The sequence below is a fragment of the Pandoraea cepalis genome, from assembly GCF_902459625.1.
Taxonomy (GTDB): domain Bacteria; phylum Pseudomonadota; class Gammaproteobacteria; order Burkholderiales; family Burkholderiaceae; genus Pandoraea; species Pandoraea cepalis.
The window spans coordinates 644,656-664,297 of sequence record NZ_CABPRY010000002.1 but is presented as its reverse complement, the minus strand read 5'-3'; the positions used below and the strand labels follow the sequence as shown (position 1 = coordinate 664,297).

General features: G+C 60.3%; 15 protein-coding genes and 1 tRNA gene. 6 read left to right on the top strand and 10 right to left on the bottom strand.

The window, feature by feature from the left end; genetic code table 11:
• Positions 1-6 precede the first annotated feature (6 nt).
• The 7 genes from PCE31107_RS07845 to PCE31107_RS07815 all read right to left on the bottom strand — a co-directional run bounded on the left by PCE31107_RS07845 (position 7) and on the right by PCE31107_RS07815 (position 8,760).
• A complete protein-coding gene (locus PCE31107_RS07845) occupies positions 7-1,554 on the bottom strand; it encodes a tripartite tricarboxylate transporter permease (protein WP_174966577.1) in 1,548 nt (515 codons plus the stop codon).
• A gap of 2 nt (positions 1,555-1,556) precedes the next feature.
• Positions 1,557-1,985: a tripartite tricarboxylate transporter TctB family protein gene (locus PCE31107_RS07840; protein ID WP_165385353.1), complete on the bottom strand. Its 429-nt coding sequence runs from the start codon at positions 1,983-1,985 to the stop codon at positions 1,557-1,559.
• Between the two features lie 175 nt (positions 1,986-2,160).
• Positions 2,161-3,501, bottom strand: coding sequence for an MmgE/PrpD family protein (locus PCE31107_RS07835; protein WP_150607525.1), 1,341 nt, complete (start codon positions 3,499-3,501; stop codon positions 2,161-2,163).
• A 96-nt stretch (positions 3,502-3,597) separates the two neighbouring features.
• Positions 3,598-4,797 (bottom strand): 3-oxoadipyl-CoA thiolase, encoded by a 1,200-nt coding sequence (pcaF, locus tag PCE31107_RS07830; protein ID WP_150607523.1) that lies wholly within the window; start codon positions 4,795-4,797, stop codon positions 3,598-3,600.
• Between the two features lie 78 nt (positions 4,798-4,875).
• Positions 4,876-6,960, bottom strand: a complete 2,085-nt coding sequence (locus PCE31107_RS07825) for an acetate--CoA ligase family protein (RefSeq protein WP_150607521.1) — start codon at positions 6,958-6,960, stop codon at positions 4,876-4,878.
• A 6-nt stretch (positions 6,961-6,966) separates the two neighbouring features.
• Positions 6,967-7,758 carry an enoyl-CoA hydratase/isomerase family protein gene (locus PCE31107_RS07820; protein ID WP_150607519.1) on the bottom strand — a complete coding sequence of 264 codons (792 nt, stop codon included), beginning with the start codon at positions 7,756-7,758 and terminating at the stop codon, positions 6,967-6,969.
• Positions 7,759-7,782: 24 nt separating this feature from the next.
• Positions 7,783-8,760 carry a Bug family tripartite tricarboxylate transporter substrate binding protein gene (locus PCE31107_RS07815; RefSeq protein ID WP_150607517.1) on the bottom strand — a complete coding sequence of 326 codons (978 nt, stop codon included), beginning with the start codon at positions 8,758-8,760 and terminating at the stop codon, positions 7,783-7,785.
• 109 nt (positions 8,761-8,869) lie between these two features.
• Here PCE31107_RS07815 and PCE31107_RS07810 point away from each other — a divergent pair, with 109 nt between their 5' ends.
• From PCE31107_RS07810 to PCE31107_RS07795, 4 genes are all read left to right on the top strand, one after another.
• On the top strand, positions 8,870-9,889 hold the full coding sequence (locus tag PCE31107_RS07810; protein ID WP_370363103.1) for an IclR family transcriptional regulator: 1,020 nt from the start codon (positions 8,870-8,872) through the stop codon (positions 9,887-9,889).
• 340 nt (positions 9,890-10,229) lie between these two features.
• Entirely contained in the window at positions 10,230-11,552 is a 1,323-nt protein-coding gene (tcuC, locus tag PCE31107_RS07805) for an MFS transporter (RefSeq protein ID WP_150607515.1), read from the top strand.
• A gap of 76 nt (positions 11,553-11,628) precedes the next feature.
• On the top strand, positions 11,629-12,366 hold the full coding sequence (locus PCE31107_RS07800; RefSeq protein ID WP_130026759.1) for a substrate-binding domain-containing protein: 738 nt from the start codon (positions 11,629-11,631) through the stop codon (positions 12,364-12,366).
• Positions 12,367-12,554: 188 nt separating this feature from the next.
• The gene (locus tag PCE31107_RS07795) at positions 12,555-13,973 is read left to right on the top strand and encodes an MmgE/PrpD family protein (RefSeq protein WP_150607513.1); all 1,419 of its coding nucleotides are present in this window, start codon (positions 12,555-12,557) and stop codon (positions 13,971-13,973) included.
• A 103-nt stretch (positions 13,974-14,076) separates the two neighbouring features.
• Here the strand turns inward: PCE31107_RS07795 and PCE31107_RS07790 are convergent, their stop codons facing one another.
• Positions 14,077-16,125 (bottom strand): 3-hydroxyacyl-CoA dehydrogenase NAD-binding domain-containing protein, encoded by a 2,049-nt coding sequence (locus tag PCE31107_RS07790; RefSeq protein WP_150607511.1) that lies wholly within the window; start codon positions 16,123-16,125, stop codon positions 14,077-14,079.
• 307 nt (positions 16,126-16,432) lie between these two features.
• On the opposite strand from PCE31107_RS07790, the gene PCE31107_RS07785 reads away from it, so the two are divergent.
• Entirely contained in the window at positions 16,433-17,359 is a 927-nt protein-coding gene (locus PCE31107_RS07785) for a LysR family transcriptional regulator (RefSeq protein WP_130026762.1), read from the top strand.
• Positions 17,360-17,639: 280 nt separating this feature from the next.
• Here PCE31107_RS07785 and PCE31107_RS07780 read toward each other — a convergent pair.
• A tRNA-Arg gene (locus PCE31107_RS07780) sits at positions 17,640-17,716 on the bottom strand.
• Between the two features lie 187 nt (positions 17,717-17,903).
• On the opposite strand from PCE31107_RS07780, the gene rocD reads away from it, so the two are divergent.
• The gene (rocD, locus tag PCE31107_RS07775) at positions 17,904-19,109 is read left to right on the top strand and encodes an ornithine--oxo-acid transaminase (RefSeq protein WP_150607509.1); all 1,206 of its coding nucleotides are present in this window, start codon (positions 17,904-17,906) and stop codon (positions 19,107-19,109) included.
• Between the two features lie 85 nt (positions 19,110-19,194).
• On the opposite strand, the gene PCE31107_RS07770 is transcribed toward rocD, so the two are convergent.
• Positions 19,195-19,524: a DMT family transporter gene (locus tag PCE31107_RS07770; protein ID WP_150607507.1), complete on the bottom strand. Its 330-nt coding sequence runs from the start codon at positions 19,522-19,524 to the stop codon at positions 19,195-19,197.
• Positions 19,525-19,642 lie beyond the last annotated feature (118 nt).

The window sequence follows — 19,642 nt, the reverse complement described above, 5'->3', positions numbered from 1 at the left end:
AGCAGGTCAGTCCTGCACCTTCGTGAGTCGTCGCTGCATGCGCACGCGAAAGCGCATGAACAATGAATCGGAACCCCACGCGAGATATGAGCCAGCCTGCCAGAACACGATGATTGCGCCGATTCCAAGGACGGTCGCGCTGATGGGGCGATTCACGAAGACTCCCAGATCTCCATGCGACAGCAGGAGCGCGCGGCGTACATTCGATTCCAGCATTGGGCCGAGCACGAAGCCCAACACAATGGGCGCGATGGGAAAATCCAGGACCATGAACAACGCGCCAATGAGACCAAACGCGGCAACGGAAGCGACGTCGAACAAGTCATTGCGCATGCTGTACACGCCGACGCAAACGAAAAAGACTGCGGCAGGATAAAGAATCCGGTAGGGGACCTGCAGCAGCTTGACCCACACCCCAATGAGCGGGACGTTCAAAATCATCAGGATGGCATTGCCGATCCAGAAGCTCGCGATCAAACCCCAGAAGATGTCGCGATGCTCGGTAATCAGCAATGGTCCGGGTTGGATGCCTTTCAGGATCAAGGCTCCCATGATCAGCGCCATAACGGCGTCGCCCGGGATACCCAGTGTCATCGTGGGGATGAAATCCACCTGTGTCTTTGAGTGCGAAGCTGCCTCCGGACTAGCGACGCCTTCAATGGCGCCCTTGCCGAACCGACTTGGATCCTTCGCGATCTTTCGTTCCAGCGCGTACGCGATGAAGGTCGTGATTGTCGGCCCCGTTCCCGGCATGCCACCGAACAGAACACCGACCAGCGTGCCACGAAGCGTAGGCGCCACCGCCTTGCGCAAATCGGCAAGCGAGGGGCGCATGTCACGCGCACGTACCTTCGCCCGCGTCACGACAATCTTCTCCCGATTAACGTGCATCAGAAAATCGGCGATAGCGAATACCCCCATGCAGATCGCGCCAAGTTCCACGCCGTCGTATAACGAAGCGCTGCCGAAGGTAAACCGGAACGTGCCTGTGATGAGGTCAGTCCCAACCGTTCCACACAGCAGCCCGAACAGCGTCATGGCGATACCCTTGAGCGGCGAGCCCCGCGACATGGTCGAGCCGGAGATCAGTCCGAGAACCATGATTGCGGCAATCTCGGTGGGGCCAAACTTGAATGCCACACTCACCAGCAGCGGGGACAGGAATATCATCACCAGAATGCCAACGGTGGCGGCAAAGAATGACGACAGCATGGCGACACCCAAGGCGGCGCCGCCCTTACCTGCACGCGTGAGCGGATAACCATCGATGCATGTGACCGCGTGAGGCGGATGACTTGGCAGATTCAGCAGGATTGCGCCAATTGCCCCACCGTACTGAGATCCATAGAAGATCCCGGCGAGCATGATGATCGATGGCACTGACGCCATAAAATAAGTCAGCGGCAGGAGGATCGAGATCGCGGTAATGGGCCCCATTCCAGGCAGCACGCCGATCAGGTTTCCCAACAGCACCCCAACGACAGCCCACATTAAATGAGTCGGCTGCAACGCGACGCTGAAGCCGTACATGAGATCCATGATGGTCTGGTGCATGATTACCACTCCCAGCGAAACGCCGGAAGTTGCAGGTGCAGCCCCCAACTGAAAACGACAAAGCAGAATACGGTAAGCACCGCGGCCATCAAAAACACGTCGCGCACGGGGTTACGCTGATCGGCAAAGCCCGCGATCACAACGGAGATGAACGTCGCCGGCAGCAAGCCCATGTGCGCGGCAACGCCAACAAATGCCAAAACAGACAACAACACAAGCCCGGCGCCTCGCCATGCCTTGGCAGACGGCTTCGCCAGTACTTCGGTGTTTTTCGACGTCGCTGCAATCAGCGTTCCGATCAGCAGCAACAGGACGCCCAGGGTGGCGGGAAAGAAGCCCGGCCCCATCTGACCAAGCGTGCCGAAGCCATAGCTCTTGCTCTCGAACAGTACCGCGCCCCCCAATAGAACGAGCAGCAATCCTGCCCACAAGTCCCGCCTTATCCACGCGTGTCTAGTCATTTGGTGTCTCCAATCTGTTCTGTATTACTATTCGGCACCAGGCCCTCGATCGGGGTCTACGGCGAAATTCAGGTATTTGACGCAATCGTCACCGAACCTATTGCGGCCGCGTTGCCGACAACGCGTGACGCGTTTCGCCCGACGCTTAAGCGCCCCCCATCCCAGCGACGTCGGGTCGATCTTGAAGCCCCCACAACTGGCCCAGCAAATTGCGGGCCGACACCGCGCCAACGACAGGCGACACCAGTTCCATGAACTTCGCGTTCAATTCTTCGTCGCTGAGCGGTAGCTCGGGATCTCCCCTACGGTGGCGCTGTACATGAACCAAACGCTCCCCCCCTTCCAACGTCACTTCCACACGTGCTGAACGCTCGCCCGGAAACGCGGCGTCCAATTCCGGACTCACGGTGACTTGTGTACAGGTCATCAACCGCCGAACAGTTGGGTCTGTCAGTTGCGCGGGCGAAAACGCCTGCTGGCGCACACTTCCATTGATCAGTGCTGATGCGACCATGTAGCGCATGCTGAAGCGGGCTTCATTGGGCGTCAGCGGGTTGACGTGGCACGCGATCTCGACGGCGGGGCGATACGTCTCGATGGCGATGCTGCGAACCTCATCAACGGCGAAGGACGCATTCCGGCGCAGTTCGATTGCCGCGTCCACTGCTGCAAACGTGTGACCGCACCCGACGTGGTTTTTGATCGTGAGTCGAGCGATGTGAAAATCGCGTCCCAAGGTCAGCGCAATGTCGGACCAGTCCGCCTGACCGCTCATTGCCACCCCAAGACCACTCTCCCCTTCCAGCACGTCTCGTCCGCCCGTAACACCAGCAGCGGCGAGCTGCGCTGCAAGATATCCCCCCTCGGCGGCCCGGCCGGTATGGAGGGGTTTTGACATAGAGTCTGTCCGGAACGCCTGCTGCAGTCCGGCTGCAAAGGTCGCAGCCGTCGCGAGTGCATGCCCATGGCCAGCTTCACCAAGCGACAGAGCGACCCCGGCGGCAGTCGCTGCGCCGAAGGTTCCCACTGTTCCGCTGTTATGCCAATAACGATAATGGGCACGTCCCAGCGCAACGCCGATGCGCGTCGATATCTCGTAGCCTGCAATCACGGCATGCAGAAAGCGCAGTCCGCTGCATCCTGACTGTTGAGCGGCGGCCAGTGCTGCGGCCACCGTCGCCGCACCGGGGTGATACATGGCATCCCGGAAGCTGTCGTCCACCTCTGCCGCGTGCGCTGCGGCGCCGTGAATCAATGCGGCAGCACGTGCCGTTGCCTTCCCGCCGTTCAGCAAACATGCTCTACCATGCCCGAGGTCATCCGCCAGGACCTGCGCGAGCATCGGCGTCGGCGGCGTGTCCAACCCCGCGAACGCGGATGCAAACCAATCGACAACGGCACGTTTCGCGTGATGGACGACCGCTTCCGGCGGGGGCGAAGTTTCCAGTGAGCTGGCATAGCGCGCCAGGGTTTCCGTCACCTGCATACAATCATCTCCTGCTAATCTCGATGCGCTCGCGCAACCGGCGCGGGGCGCAAAACCATTGCCGGCCGTGCGACACGCGTATGGAACGGTCGGATTTCACACGCGTTCGACGATGACGGCCACACCCTGCCCTACGCCGATGCACATGGTGCACAACGCATAACGCCCTCGAATTCGATGCAACTGTCTGATCGCGGTGGTCGCGAGGCGTGCGCCGGACGCGCCCAGCGGATGCCCCAGGGCGATCGCCCCACCGTTCGGATTGACACGCGGATCGTCGTCGGCAAGTCCCAAGTCACGCAGGACCGCCAGACCTTGTGCAGCGAATGCTTCGTTGAGCTCGATCACGTCAAGATCGTCCAAACGCAAGCCCGTCGCCTCAAGTACCTTTCGCGTGGCCGGGGCCGGCCCCATCCCCATGATTCTCGGAGGAACGCCCGCGGTCGCCATTCCCACGACACGTGCCAGCGGCGTGAGTCCATGCATCGCGGCGGCACGCTCGGTTGCGAGCAGTAGGGCGCAGGCACCATCGTTCACCCCTGACGAATTGCCCGCAGTCACAGTTCCATCCGAAGCAACCACGCCTTTAAGCCGCGACAACGCCTCCAAGCTCGTTTCCCGCGGATGCTCGTCATGCTCCACAACCACGGAGTCCCCCTTGCGCTGCGGGACAACGACCGGTGTAATCTCCTGGGACAGAATGCCCGACGCGCGGGCCGACAGCGCTTTGCGTTGTGACGCCAAGGCCATACGATCTTGGGCATCACGCTCAATGCCAAACTCTCGCGCTACGTTCTCCGCCGTCTGCGGCATCGAATCGACACCGAACCGCGCTCGCATCGCGGGATTGACGAACCGCCACCCAATCGTCGTATCTTCGATCGAGTTGGCGCGCGAGAACGCGGTGTCGGCTTTTGGTAGAACGAACGGCGCCCGGCTCATGCTCTCGACGCCGCCGGCAATCATCAGTCCCGCTTCGCCGGCCCTGATCGCTCGTGCCGCAGTTCCCAATGCGTCCAGCCCCGATCCGCACAGCCGGTTAATCGTCGACGCGGAGGTCTGCTCTGGCAGCCCGGCAAGCAGTGCGCTCATGCGCGCAACATTGCGGTTGTCCTCGCCGGCCTGATTGGCGCATCCGAAAATCACATCGTCTATGGCTCCCCAATCGACGTTGGGATTGCGCTCCATCAACGCCTTGATCGGGACCGCACCAAGGTCATCGGCGCGGATTGAGGCAAGTGCCCCGCCATAACGGCCGAAAGGGGTTCTAATTGCGTCGCAAATGTAGGCTTGCATGAGATTGACTCTCGCTCAATGGGGATGGGTGGATTGAAGCGGGCACCGAGGGCGCGCCAGTGTCGTTCTCCCGCCCCTTCAACTCTGCAAAACCGCGACGCCATCCACCGCACGCACGCCCCGCCCTGCCGGCAATACGATGACAGGATTGATCTCAGCCTCAACCAACCGTTCGCCCAGCTGCGCTACCATGCGCGAGAAGGCGACAATTGCCGCGACCATCATGTCGACGTCGGCTTTCTCAGCGCCGCGGTAGCCATCCAACAGCGGCCAGGTCTTGAGTTCGCGCAGCATGGCGCTGGCGTCTTCTTCCCTGAGTCCCCCTTGCGGCGGCATCAACCGAAGGGTGGTGTCTTGAAGCAATTCGGCGCCCGTGCCACCCGCTCCCAGCAGGATCGCCGTACCAAGCGCGTCTCGATGCATGCCCAGGATCAATTCGACACCACCACTCACCATCTCCTGCACGAGGAAACGCTCGGGGCGAAAACCGGCTCGTCGTTCCACTTCGGCGCGCATCGTTTCGAGGCGCCCTCCCACCTCGGTCGCACTCAGGTTGAGCGCGACGCCGCCGACATCACTCTTGTGCGAAGTCTCAGATGCCAAGAGCTTGAGTGCGACACGTCCGCCAATCTGCGCGGCGGCCTCCGCGGCCTCCGCCGCATTGGTCACCACGACTTCGCGCGGACCGGTAATCCCAAATTTGGCGAACAATGCCTTGGCCTGGGATTCGTCCAGCGCCCCCTTCGGCAGATCCTCAAGCGCGATGGGTTCGAGCGCCGGTTCGTCGTCGGCTCCCACCCACTGCGCATGCTGCAACATTGCGCCAAGCGCTGCCGCGCATCCTTCTGCGGTGGTGAGCGCGGGAACACCTCGGCGGTTAAGCAGTGCGCGAATCTCCGGCGCGTGCGGACTCACATACGCCAAGACCGGCTTGTCGGACGTGTGCATGCAATCCTGGATCGCACCGACCACCAGCTCGGGCATCGCCAGCGCCGACGACCCGACGATGCTGATGAGAGCGTCGTAGCTCGCGCTTTCCAGCAACGTGCGAATGGCCCCCCGCAGCAGATCGGGGCGCAATCCGGCCAACGTCACGTCGATGGGATTGCGATCGAGCACGGCGTGGTCGCCGGTCTGAAGCGCGCGCAACGCCTCGCTCGTGGGTTCGTCTGGGGCCGGCGTCTCGAACGCCGCCACACCGAGTTCGTCGGAGACCAAGGTCCCGGCACCGCCCGTCGAGGTCAGAACGGCCACGCGGCGGCCTTGCAATCGGCGCCCAACGGCCAACGCGGCGGACACGTCGAGGAGGTCGTCAAAACTCTTGGCTCTGATTATTCCGACTTGCTTGAACAATGCGTCATACATGCGATCGGCACCGGCCATTGCGCCGGTATGCGACACGGCCGCCTTTGCACCTGCCTCGGAACGGCCAATCTTGAACGCGACGATCGGTTTGCCGGCGTGGGCTGCGCGCAAGGCGGCCATCCGGAATTTGACCGGATTTCTTACCGTTTCCACGTACAGCGCAATTACGCGCGTCGCGTCGTCGTCAACGAGATGATCGATGAAATCGGCAAGCTCCAGATCGGCTTCGTTGCTCGTGGAGACCAATTTGGACAGTCCGATGCCCCGTGCCGCGGCGCGCGACAGGAACGAACCCAATATCCCGCCGCTTTGGGACACAACGCCAATGGACCCGACCGGGAATTGTTCCATTTCCAGCGCCCCCGTGGCCGATAGCACGATGCTGTCGGTCAGGTTGACGAGGCCAATCGTGTTGGGCCCGAGCAAGCGCATGCCACCGGCGGCATCCAGCAACTCCTGCTGCCGACGCTCCCCCTCTCCTCCCGCCTCCCTATAGCCGCTAGCGAGCACGATTGCCGCCGCAGTACCGCGACGCGACAGGTCGCGCACCGCTTCAAACGCGCGCTCGGCCCCGAGCAAAACGATGCCGACATCCGGGACGGCGGGAAGCGCGGCAATAGTCGGATAGCACGCCAGGTCTCCAATGTGGCTGACCTTGGGGTTTACCGGATAGATATCTCCAGCAAAGCGGTGCTTGAGCAAATAAGAGACCGGGCGGCCAGACGTCTTGGCGGGATCCGCCGAGGCACCGATGACGGCAACGCTGCGCGGCTTCAACAGGCGATCAATCGCATCCATGGTGGGTCATTCCTTAGTGGCGGTTTTAGAGAGAAATGCTTGCACCGCCTCTCTGTGTTCGGTACTCGTGTAGCAAATGCCTTGCGCCTGGCTTCCTTGCGCAAAGATTTCGTGCACGCCAGACTCATAAGACTTGTTAAGAATCCCCTTGGCCAAGGCAAGCGCGGTGGGGGACGCGGCGCTAAGCTCGGACGCCCAGGCCTTGGCGTCGGCCAGCAAGGTGTTGGCGCCCGACACACGGTCGGCAATGCCGAGCCGAAGCGCCTCGTCGGATGACACCTTGCGCCCCGTAAACACCAGTTCCTTAGCTTTGGCAGGCCCGACGCGACGCGGCAGGAAATACATCCCACCGCCGTCGGGAATGATTCCGCGAAGCGCGTACGACCACGCAAAGCTCGCATACTCGCTGGCCATAATGAAATCGCACGCCAGTGCAATATCGGCCCCCAACCCTGCGGCCGCGCCGTTGACGGCTGCAATGGTCGGCTTGGGCATCGAGTAGAGCAGCGTCTGCGCGTGATGGACACGCTGTTGACGGTGCCAGCCGTTGAACCCCACTTCGCCGGACGGCGCACTCATGCGACGTTGCATGCCGGCAATGTCCCCGCCAGCACAAAAGCCCTTGCCCGCGCCAGTCAGGATCAATGCCCGAATGCTCTTGTCGTTCGCCACCGCTTCGAGGGCGTCGATGAACTCGCTTCGCATTTCGTCGCTCATCGCGTTTCGCTTATCGGGACGATTGAACGTAATGGTGGCGACCGAAGCGTCGCACTGATAGTCAATGAGTTCGTAGTTCATGAGATGCTCGGCGATTCGACGCCGTCAGTTGGATTCGATGTGGTTTTCAACGATGACCTTGTGCCAACGTGCTTGTTCGGCTCGTACGAAACTCTCGAGCTCCTCGGGGGTACTCGCCGTAATGGACAACCCTTCATGCTTGGTTTTCTCGGCAAACTCGGGCGTGTGCGTGGCTTGCGCCGCCGCGGCGCGCAACTTTTCAACGACCTGGGGCGGCGTACCGGCCGGGGCGAACAGTCCGTACCAGGCCTCGATCGAATAGCCAGGGACCGTTTGGGCAACCGTGGGAATTCCCGGGAATGCAGGCGATGGACTGGGGGTCGTCACAGCCAACGCACGCAGCTTGCCGGCTTTCACCAGGTCGGATACTGCGGCCGCAGTGCCGAACATGATTTGCACGTGTCCGCCGAGCAGGTCCGTCAGTGCCGGACCGGCACCCTTGAAAGGCACCTGGGTCAACGAAACTTTGGCGAGGTTTTGGAGCAACTCGCCCGCCATGTCTGCCGATGTACCGATACCTTGCGTCGCAAATGTCACGCTGCCCGGATGCGATCTGGCGGCATCAACGATATCCTTCACCGACTTGAACGGACTGTTGACGGGAACCACAAGCACCGTCGGTCCACGGGCAATCAACGAGATCGGCGCGAAGCCTTTTTCGGTCGAATACGGCAACTGCTTGTGCAGACTGGGATTCACAACGAACGCGAACGTGTGCATCACGACCGTGTAACCGTCCGGCTTGCTGCGCGCAACCTCATTGGCGCCGATGATGGTGCCTGCCCCGGGACGATTGTCGATGACGACCGGTTGACCGAGCGTGCTTGCCATGCCGACACCGAGTGCTCTGGAGATCAAATCGGTGCCTCCGCCCGGAGAGAACGGTACGACGATGTGCACCGGCTGATCCGGGTACGCCGCGTGAGCCAAGGGAATAGCGACGCCGGTAGAAACGACCACGGCGCCCAGGCCAATCAGGGCCTTGCGCATCAATGCAAACATGCTTGTCTCCTATCTACGATTCGGTCTTATGCCTAAAGCCCCTCACGGTTCATGCACAGGCATGCCGAGTTGGGTAAAGCCAGTCTAGCTGCGGAGCCCACGAAATCCGATGGGTGATTTTCAAAGAGTGAAATTACAATGCAGTGTCGATGCTGTTGGGGCAAAATGCCGTTCAGGCGCGCAGAAGCGCAACAGTGACGCGCGGCACCAAAAATTGCGGGAGCCAGGATGCCTTCTGACGCCAACATCCACATCGATCCGTCGATCCGAGGCCGACGACGCTTCTTCCGATAAGGGATTGCCATCCATGACACGTCAGATCTCGCAAAGCGGGGCAAAGTCGCTCCAGCCCGGCAAGCCGGGGCGCTCACCGGCGAACCGCTCGCTTGAGCGCGGTATCGAAATCCTTCGCGCCTTTCGCCCGGGTTCTGAAGTTCTTGGCAATGGCGAACTCGCGGAGCGCACCGGGTTGTCGCGCGCGACGGTGACCCGCCTGACGCAGACACTGACCGGTGCCGGCTACCTGCAACTCGATCGCCATGCTCGAGCGTACCGACTGGCGCCCGCCGTCCTGAGCCTTGGACATGCAATGAAGACCGGCTCTGGGCTACTGAAGATCGCCGCCCCCTTTATGCGGACGTTAGCGGAAAGTCAGCGCATCAACGTGGGCATCGCAGCACCGGATCGTGACGAGATGGTCTATCTCGAGTCCATTCGGTACAGTCGCAGAGTGGCATTGCGCCAGGTGGTATCGGGCCAACGCGTGCCAATGGAGCTCACATCGCTCGGGCGCGCGTATCTGGCGACGCTCACCGACACGGAACGTCATGCGCTCCTTGGGTTCTTCGAGCGCAAGTGCGGAGCACATTGGTCAACGATTTCCAAGGGGATCGACTTGGCGGCCGAGCAAATTGCCGCTCACGGATACTGCGCGGTTTCGTGGCAACCCGAAGTCATTGCGGTGGCAAGTCCAATACGTTTGTCTGGCGCCATCTATGTGCTCAACGTCAGCACGTCCACCAGCGATGCAATGCAGCCTGAAATCGAGCGCCTGGCTTTTCATTTGTTGAAACTCATGCGGGACGTGCGCCAAGGACTGGAAATGGAGCATCCGGGAGACATCGGATGAAGGACGCCCCCCCATTCCGGAGATCGGGAAATGATATTTCCCGGCCGTTTTAGCCGGCTTGAACGCCCAAGACCCACACCGTTACCTCCGCCGCTTCCAGACGCCGGATCTGCCGAGTCAATTTCAATGTATGGAATTGATCTCTTGTAGACCGCCGCGCAGACGAACTAATAATGATCATGTGCGCTAAGCACATGACTCAAATAATGACGGAGACAAACGATGCACCCACCCAATTCCGGATCATCACGGCGAGCAATCCCATTCGTCCGTGCTTACCCCTCCATGGACAAGGCACACGCGCAGATGCGTGCTGCCACGATTCGCTGAAGGGGCTCCCATGAAAAACACGACCCGGTCTAGGATTCCGGCAATACTCCGCGTGGCGAGCGGAAACTTCATGGAGATGTTCGATTTCTTTCTCTATGGTTTTTACGCGCGATACATATCTGCCGCTTTCTTCCCTAGCGAAAATCACTACGCGTCGCTCCTTCTTACGTTCGCTACATTTGGCGCGGGATTCCTGGTTCGACCGATCGGCGCCATCGTACTTGGCAGTTACATCGACCGCGTGGGGCGCAGAAAGGGGTTGACCGTCACACTCGGCATCATGGCGATTGGCACTATCTCAATCGCCGCCGTGCCCAGCTATGCCAGTATCGGGATCATTGCGCCGATCCTTGTGGTGCTCGGACGGTTGATCCAGGGCTTTTCAGCAGGGGTGGAACTCGGCGGCGTGTCCGTCTACCTTTCCGAGATCGCACCGCCGGACCAAAAGGGATTCTATGTTGGCTGGCAAGCGTCTAGCTTGCAGGTCGCGACGATGGCCGCCGCAGGACTCGGTTACCTCTTGAACACGCTCCTGTCGCCCGAGATCATTCACGCGTGGGCTTGGCGCATCCCCTTCTTTATCGGCTGTCTGATCGTCCCGCTGATCTTTGTGCTGCGACGCTCGCTGGAAGAAACAGAAGCGTTTCTGGCCCGCAAGCGTCCACCGACGTTCGCGGAGATTACAACTTCGCTGATCACGAACTACCGACTGATTGTCATTGGGATGATGCTGGTGGTGATGACGACTGTGACGTTCTATCTGGTCGCTGTCTACACCCCAACGTTCGGGCGAAGTGTGCTTGGGTTGAGCGCCGCCGACAGCCTGCTCGCCACGTTCTGCGTCGGGTTGCTTAGCTTCTTTTGTGTCCCCGCCATGGGAGCGCTCTCCGATCGAATCGGCCGTCGACCGCTGCTGCTCGCCACCACCGGTTTGGCCATCGTGACGGCATACCCGCTGCTGTCGTGGTTGGTCTCGAACGTTAGTTTCGGCAATCTGTTGATGACGGAACTCTGGTTCGCGTTCCTCTACGCGGCCTACAACGGCGCCGCGATGGTAACGCTCACGGAAATCATGCCGCCGGAGGCCAGAACAGTCGGTTTTTCGTTTGCTTTCAGCCTGGCCGTCGCCATTTTCGGGGGATTCACTCCGTTGATTTCGACCTGGTTGATCCATGCGACCGGCGACAAGGCTTCGCCCGCGTATTGGCTGATCTTTGCGGCGATTTGCAGCGGCATCGCAACGTTCATGCTACCGAAATCGAAAGCCGCGGCCGTTACGCCGAATGATTCATTTTCCCAGTTGATTCCTTCCGCATCCCGGTCGGAAGATTAATCTAACGGAACAAGGCAACTCGACCGGGCTTTGCTCGGTCGCTTGCCAACTTCCGCCTTTTCCCGATCACACAATAATGAGCGACACTCTCGAGAACGAACTGAAGGTTCTGACAACCGGAATCCTCAAGCAGCCTTTACGCGAACTTGCAAAGCAATTCGAAGCCGATCACGGATGCCGGGTTGCGGCTTCCTGGGGACCCTCCGCCGGTAACTCTCCCGAGGCCAACCAGGTTCGAATCAGAAATGGTGAACACGTCGATGTCCTGTTAATGGTCACCACTGGCATGAACAATCTGATCCGAGAGGGCTATTTCACGCCCATCGTCCGCCAGGACGTAGTGACGTCGAAGATTGGTGTCGCGGTACGTCAGGGACATCCGAGCGTGGATGTCAGTAGCGTGGAGGCACTACGGCAGCTGCTTCTGAACGCACACTCCATCGGGTATTCCGAGGGCGCGAGTGGGAGCTATGTCGAGAACACGCTATTCAAGCGCCTTGGAATTCAGGCGGAACTTGCCGGCAAGATGCATCTCGTCTTGGGGCAGAAATTCGTCGGAGAAGCGGTCGCGAGCGGTGAGGTCGAAGTCGGAATACAACAGATCAGTGAATTGAAGCTCGTATCAGATATCACTATCTTGGGGCCGTTGCCCGACGCGGTTCAATACACGAGCGTGGTTTCCGGCGCGGTGTCGTCGAAAGCGCGCTGTCAGGACCTTGCCACGCGTTTCCTCGATTTTCTCTGCTCCGACGCCGCAACCGATACGTTGCTCAAAGCCGGGCTCGAAATTGCGCCGCGCCAGATCGCTCCGTAAGCGTCAGCGGGGGCGAATGTGATTTGCCGCCCCGCGCTTAGGGGCTCCCGGCCCCCACTGGGTTGACACGGCAACATGGCCCCAGCGAGCATCGCGCGAAATCACCCACTTGTCGGACGTATGCCGACGCCCACCGCCGGGGTGACGATCTAACCGTCATCCCGTATGCAGCAGGACTCCCCACGACCATGGATTCCAAAAATCTGATCCGTCATTTGGCTCAGCATGTGCACTCGACACGCTTCGAGGACCTGACGACAGCCGAAGTCGATCGCACTAAGCAATGCCTTCTCGATTGTCTCGGCAATATGCTGGCCGGGCGATTCAGCGGTAAAGCGGACGGATTTCTTCGACACGCTGCCAGTAGCATCCAGCCTGATGGCGCGACCATCTTCGGGTTCCAGAAAGTTACCCTTGAGAAGGCAGCCTTCTGCAACGCTGCCTTTTCCAGAGTCATGGACCTTGACGATGGACATCGCCGCGCAATGGGACATCCGGGTGTCGTCATCATTCCCACCGTGCTCGCCGTGGGCGAAGTACTACACGCCACCACCCAGGAAGCCATTTCGGCCATTGTTGCTGCCTACGACGTGTATATCGAAATCGGTATGGCGATCAATCCTTATTCATACACCGTGAAGGGCTTCGATACCACGGGTGTTGCTGGAACCGTTGCCGCTGCGGCGGCCATTGCGAAGCTGAAGCACCTCGATATGGAGACGACCAAGCACGCCATGGCCATCGCGGCCCTGCATAGCGGTGGCTTTATCGAATATCTAAGTGACGGCTCTTCGGGCAAGTTGCTTTGCCCTGCGTGGACCGCGGCAACCGGGCTCAGAAGTGTCGAAATGGCGGAATGCGGCTTCACTGGCCCCGACAGTGTGCTGGAGGGAACGCATGGGTTATTCCGATGCTTTTCCGAGAATGCCGACCTATCGAACTTCGGCGCGACGTTGGGTACGACGCGACACATCATGACGGCTTACTTCAAGGCACATGCGTGCCTGCGACGCCTTCATGCCGCAATCGACGCGCTGCTGGCCGCACGCAAGCAGCATGCGCTTTCACTGGAGAACGTTCGGCGAATTGTGGTTAATGCCGGCGACTTCGTCCTTAAGGCGGATGCACGGCGGCCATCAACGCTGGTGGCCGCGCAAGGCAGCATGCCATTCGTACTTGCGGTGGCGTTGAAACATGGCAAGGTATCGCGTGAGTCGCTACAGTCGTCCATGGGCGACCCCGAGCTTGAAGCGGTCCAGGACACTATCTCGCTCAAATTCTCGGAGGCAATCGCGGCGCGCCAGGCTTCCGATTCCAGTCTATGGGGGGAAGTTCAACTGGAGATCGAAACGACGGACGGCCTCGTCGTTACTCAACATGCGGCGTTCGGCTCGGGAGAACCTGAGGCCCCCATGTCATGGGACGAATTGCAAAGGAAGTTTGTGGATCAACTCCAGCGCACGCCCGCGGCGTCTGAAGCGCTCCGACTGGCGTCGTTTGTCGCCCGGTTCGACGCCATTGACGGCGTCGACACATTCGTTCAGACGATTTCGCTTGCGTGCCTCACCCCGAACGCTGCGAACCCGGCCATGGCGCAGGGCAGTTGACGACGTCAGTGCCCGCCGTCGACTTGCGTTGGCGATCATCGGGCGCGGGAACGTGACGACCGACGCTATCGCGGCGTGCTGAACCGCACGCCGCGACGAACCATCAACGCATCAGGACAGATTCGAGGTCGCCCAGGACGAATCCGTGCCCGGCCTCTTCCGCCAGTGCCTTTAGTTCCATTTCCATCGCTGTGCGGTCTTGCTGCTGAGCCCAGAATACAGGCCCACCTTCCCATCGAGGAAAGCCATAACCCTGCACCATCACCACATCGACATCGCTCGGGCGGCTTGCGACGCCTTCCGCCAGCAGCAGGGCAGCCTCATTCACCATCGATAGCAAGGCGCGCCGCTGGATTTCGAGCGGCGATAGTCCCCTACGGACAATGCCGCGCGCTGCGCTCGCCCGCTCAATCAGCGCTCGAACGTGACTATCGACCGTTCTCGATTGCTTGCCGTCAACGTAAGTGTAGTAGCCTGCCCCCGCCTTCCGACCGATGCGCCCCGCTTCGCACAGCTGGTCTGGAACGGTGACGTAGCGCTCGCGCGGATCGCGCGTCGATGCCCGTGCCTTGCGCATGCGCCACGCAATATCAAGTCCGGAGAGATCCGCGACCGCAAACGGTCCCATAGCAAAACCCATCGCCGTCAAAGCGTTGTCGATGTCCTCCGGCCATGCACCGTCCTCAAGCATGAACTCGCACTGTCGCCGATATGCACTGTAGATACGGTTGCCGATAAAGCCGAACGCGTTGCCTGTCATTACCGGGATCTTCTTGAGGGCAACGGCAAAATTCATACCGGTAGCGATCACGTCAGCAGCGGCGTCGCTGCCACGAACCACCTCGACCAGCTTCATAACCTGTGCGGGACTGAAGAAGTGCAATCCAAGCACGTCCCGAGGGCGCGATGTCACCGACGCGATCGCATCAACGTCCAGGTACGATGTATTTGTCGCCAGAATGGCGCCCGCTCGCGCGTGGGCGTCGATCTGGCGGAATACTTCCTGTTTGACTGCGAGATCCTCAAAGACCGCTTCTATCACGAGGTCTGCCTGCTCCAGCAGTGTCCATGACGTACTCGTGGAAAGTCGCTGTGCATTCGACGTCGCGGTCTCGCTCAGAAGTTTGCCGGCAACCACGCGCGATTCATAATGTTGGAGAATGCGCTCGCGGCCACGTGCAAGCGCTTCGTCATTCTGCTCAAGCAGTAGCACATTCAGACCGCAATCGAGTGCCGAGATCGCAATGCCGGAACCCATCGTTCCCGCGCCAATTATCGCAACACACTTTATCGGACGCGCAGTAACCTGAAGGTCAGGCGGTAGCCTTGCTGCGTCCCGTTCCGCCTTGAACTGGTAACAAAGCGCTTGCGCGGCGGTCGTTTGCATGAGCGCAAGGAACAGTTCGCGCTCCCGGTTCATGCCCTCATCGAAGGGCAATGACGACGCACTGAGCGCGTCAAGCAGCGCAGCGTACGCCGGCTGTAATCGTTGCCGCACCGTCAATTTTTCCCGCTGCGCCTCGATGACGTTCTGGACTACACACACATCAAGTGGGCGATCGCGTGCGCGCGGATAAGGGGTTCCTCGTTCGGCCATTTCGCTGGCCAGCGCAATGGCCGCGTCAATGACGTCGCTTGCCACAACCTCGTCAAACAGGCCGATGTTCGCAAGTTGACGAGCCAACCTGGGAATTCCGCTGGATACCAGCGCGTGAGCCTGTTCGATGCCAATCAGGCGAGGCAACCGTTGCGTCGCACCCGAGCCAGGGATAAGCCCCAAGTTAATCTCTGGCAAGCCAATCCGCGCGTTCTCTTGAGCGACGCGACCGTGACACCCGAGGGCGAGCTCCAGTCCACCGCCCAACGCCACGCCAGCGATGGCGGCAACGACGGGCTTCTTGCTCGTTTCGACGCGCGCAATCACCGTGCGCAGGATCGGTGCCTTCAGTTGAATTGGCTTCCCAAACTCACCAACGTCCGCACCCGCGGAGAAAGCCTTGTCATTGCCCGTCAGCACGATTCCACGAATCGCGGGATCTGCCAAAGCGGTGTCAAGTTCGTCGAGAATGCGCTGGCGCAGCGTGTGGGACAGACAATTGACAGGTGGATGATCGAGCGCGATGACCGCGATGCCGTTCAGGTTGTTGTACACGCTTACGCCCTCGTCATCGTGCGGAGGTGATGGCGCTCGCTTGCTCGCCCTCCATGTGGATCAAGTGCAGTCGTGGTGTTAGACGCGATAGTCATGAACCGCACGCGCGTGTCGGTTTTCCCATCGACAAGCAAACGCCCCACGCGAATTAAGTGCTGAGCGGTTTCAATTCCGATTTCGCCGGTTTCTATGGCAAATGGCATTACGTCTCCTTGTGAACCCAACGTATTCTTCACCCATCGATTCGACTTGACAATTACAAGGATCGTTAACAATATGTTCAAAATTTTTTACATATAGAGATGCGATGGATGCCCACTCGCTGGTACTTTTTGTCGCGATCGTGGAAGCGGGTAATCTCAGCCTTGCTGCGCGAAACATGAAGATGACGCGCGCCAATGTCAGTTACCACCTCACTCAGCTCGAGAGATCGGTCGGCATGCAATTGATGCGACGTACCACGCGGCGAGTGGAGCTCACGGAAGTCGGTCAGCGGCTTTATCAGCACGGCTTGGTCATTCGTGACGAAGTGTTGGCCGCCAAGGAGTCCGTAGCGATGTTTGGCAAGAGCTTGCATGGATCGGTGCGCCTGAGCGTGCCGACCGGATTCGGTCACGTCGTGATGTCGGCATGGTTGATCGAATTCAAACGTCGCTACCCCGAGATCTCGTTGGATTTGCTGTTCGACAACCGCGTTGACGACCTATTGCGAGAAGAAGTTGATATTGCCGTTAGAGTCATGTCGGAGCCGCCTCAGAACATGGTCGCTGTCGAGCTGGTGCAGGTCCGTCACATCATATGTGCCTCTGCGGATTATGCGCATGCACATCAAATGCCAGTTCGCCTGGACGACCTCCGCAACGTTCCTCTGATCACTTCATCCGTCGCCGGGCGCGACCTGCGAGTGTCTGCGTATGAGGGTGAAGAACGACGCGAATTGACGCTACATCCCACGTTGGCTTCCGAGAATTTTCAGTTTCTGAGGGAGGCGATCCTTGCCGGGCTTGGCATAGGGCTAGTCCCCGACTATGTCGTCGAGCCTGACGTGAATGAGGGGCGGATGGTGATAGGGCTGCAGAAATGGCGTCTCAGTGTATTCGGCGCTCGTATGTTCCTGCTTCGGATGCCGGGTAGATACCAGACACTTGCCGTTCGAACACTGATCGACTTTGTCGTTGAAAAGGCCAGGGCCTGGGGGAAGGGTAACGGTCCAATGAGTCCTGACACGGATTAACGCGAGAATGCTCGCCGAAAGTCACTGGCATACGCCATTTCGCATAGCAGATGACAGCATCTGCAATTACGATAGCCGAATTTGGCATTGAAACATATGAGCAACACCTTTATATGCCGATGGAGCGAACTGGAGCGTGTTAATTTCGCTGTCAATCGATGCGATCCGCGCCACCGGCAATTGGCGCAATGGTCGCACGTTCTACGTGCCGAAAATCGCGGACACAAGTAACGCATCGCAAACCGAAGTCCGCACAATCGAATGAAATTTCAAGGGAAACTGGCCTGCCCAGAGGGATTCGAACCCCCGACCGTCGGCTTAGAAGGCCGATGCTCTATCCAACTGAGCTATGGGCAGTGCGTGATGACGGCGACAAGACGTCGCCGCCGGCGGGACTTGCTGTGACGAGATAACCCATCACGTCCAAGCAATCAAAGATTATAACTCACGCGCATGCCAATTCCAGCGGCGCTGCTTCAGGACATGTTCCCCTTTGCGTGCCGTCTCGTTCGCCTTTAGACTGGTGACGTGGAGGAGCACGAGCATGAACGAAATCGAACGCGAACAACGCTTTGGTGCCCACAACTACGCGCCGCTGCCCGTCGTGCTCTCGCACGCCAAGGGTGTCTGGGTCTGGGATGTCGAGGGCAATCGCTATCTCGACATGATGAGCGCCTACTCCGCCGTCAGCCACGGCCACGCGCACCCTCGCCTGGTCGCCGCGCTCACCGCGCAGGCACAACGCCTCGCCGTCGTCTCCCGCGCCTTTTACACCGACCGGCTCGGCGCGTTCCTCGAACGGCTGTGCGACCTCACCACGCTCGGCGGCGCCCTGCCGATGAACACCGGCGCGGAAGCCGTCGAAACCGCCATCAAGGCTGCTCGCCGCTGGGGCTACAGCACCAAACGCATCCCCGCCGACAAAGCCGAAATCATCGTCGCCGACGGCAACTTCCACGGACGCACCACCACCATCGTCGGCTTCTCGTCCGAACCCGCCTATCGCGCCGACTTCGGCCCGTTCGCCCCCGGGTTCGTCCGCGTGCCCTTCGGCGATATCGACGCCGTGCGCGCCGCCATCACGCCCAACACCTGCGCCGTGCTGTTCGAAACGATCCAGGGCGAAGGCGGTATCGTGGTCCCGCCCGACGGCTTCCTGCGCGCTCTGCGACAGCTCTGCACAGAACACAACGTGCTAATGCTGCTCGATGAAATCCAGTCGGGCCTCGGACGCACCGGCCGCTGGTTCGCCTATCAACATGAAGACATCGTGCCTGATGGCGTCATGCTCGGGAAAGCGCTCGGCGGTGGCCTGCTGCCCGTGTCCGCCTTCGTGGCGCGACGCGACATCATCGACCTGTTCGAACCCGGTAGCCACGGCTCGACCTTCGGCGGCAACGCGCTCGCCGCAGCCGTCGCGCTCGAAGCGCTCGACGTCATGGCCGACGAAGACCTGCCAGGGCACAGTGCGGAGATGGGGGAATACCTGCTCTCGCGATTGCGCGCGATTCACTCGCCGCTCATTCGCGAAGTCCGGGGCCGCGGCCTCTGGGCCGGGATTGAAATCGATCCTGCACGCGCGGACGCACACGACCTGTCCATGCGCATGCTGCGCCGTCGTGTGCTCGCCAAGGAAACGCGCGCGACCGTGCTGCGCCTTGCGCCGCCGCTCGTCATCGAGCGCGCGGAGATCGACACCTGCATCTCCGCGCTCAAGGCCGTGCTGGCCGAAGCCGAAGACGAGTCCTGACACAAGGCCCGACATGAGGCCCGGCATTGGGCCCGGCCAGGTGCATGAGCGCTGGAGCACCTGAGCACCTGAGCATCGCGCCCCGTCAATGCGCCGATGACTTCGACCAGAGATTCATCACGAGGACGCCCCCGATGATGAGCGCCATGCCGATCACCGCGGGGGCGTCGAGCTTCTGACCGAATAGCACGCGCGCGGCGATCGAGATGAGCACGATGCCGAGCCCCGACCACATTGCATAAGCGACGCCCACGGGAATGGTGCGCAGCGTGAGCGACAACATATAGAACGCCACGCCGTAGCCCACGACAACCAGCGCCACCGGCCCAACGCGCGTGAATCCCTCCGAGGCCTTCAGCGCCGACGTGGCAATCACCTCCGCCACGATCGCCACCAGCAGGTACAGGTACGCCATCGACTCTCCTTTTCCTCGAACTCGCGGCCGACCATCATAACCGACGGGCTTTCCACATAGCCCCGCAAAATTCACTTGCCCAAGCGCCCGGCGTCGCGCTACAGTCACCGTCACGGTG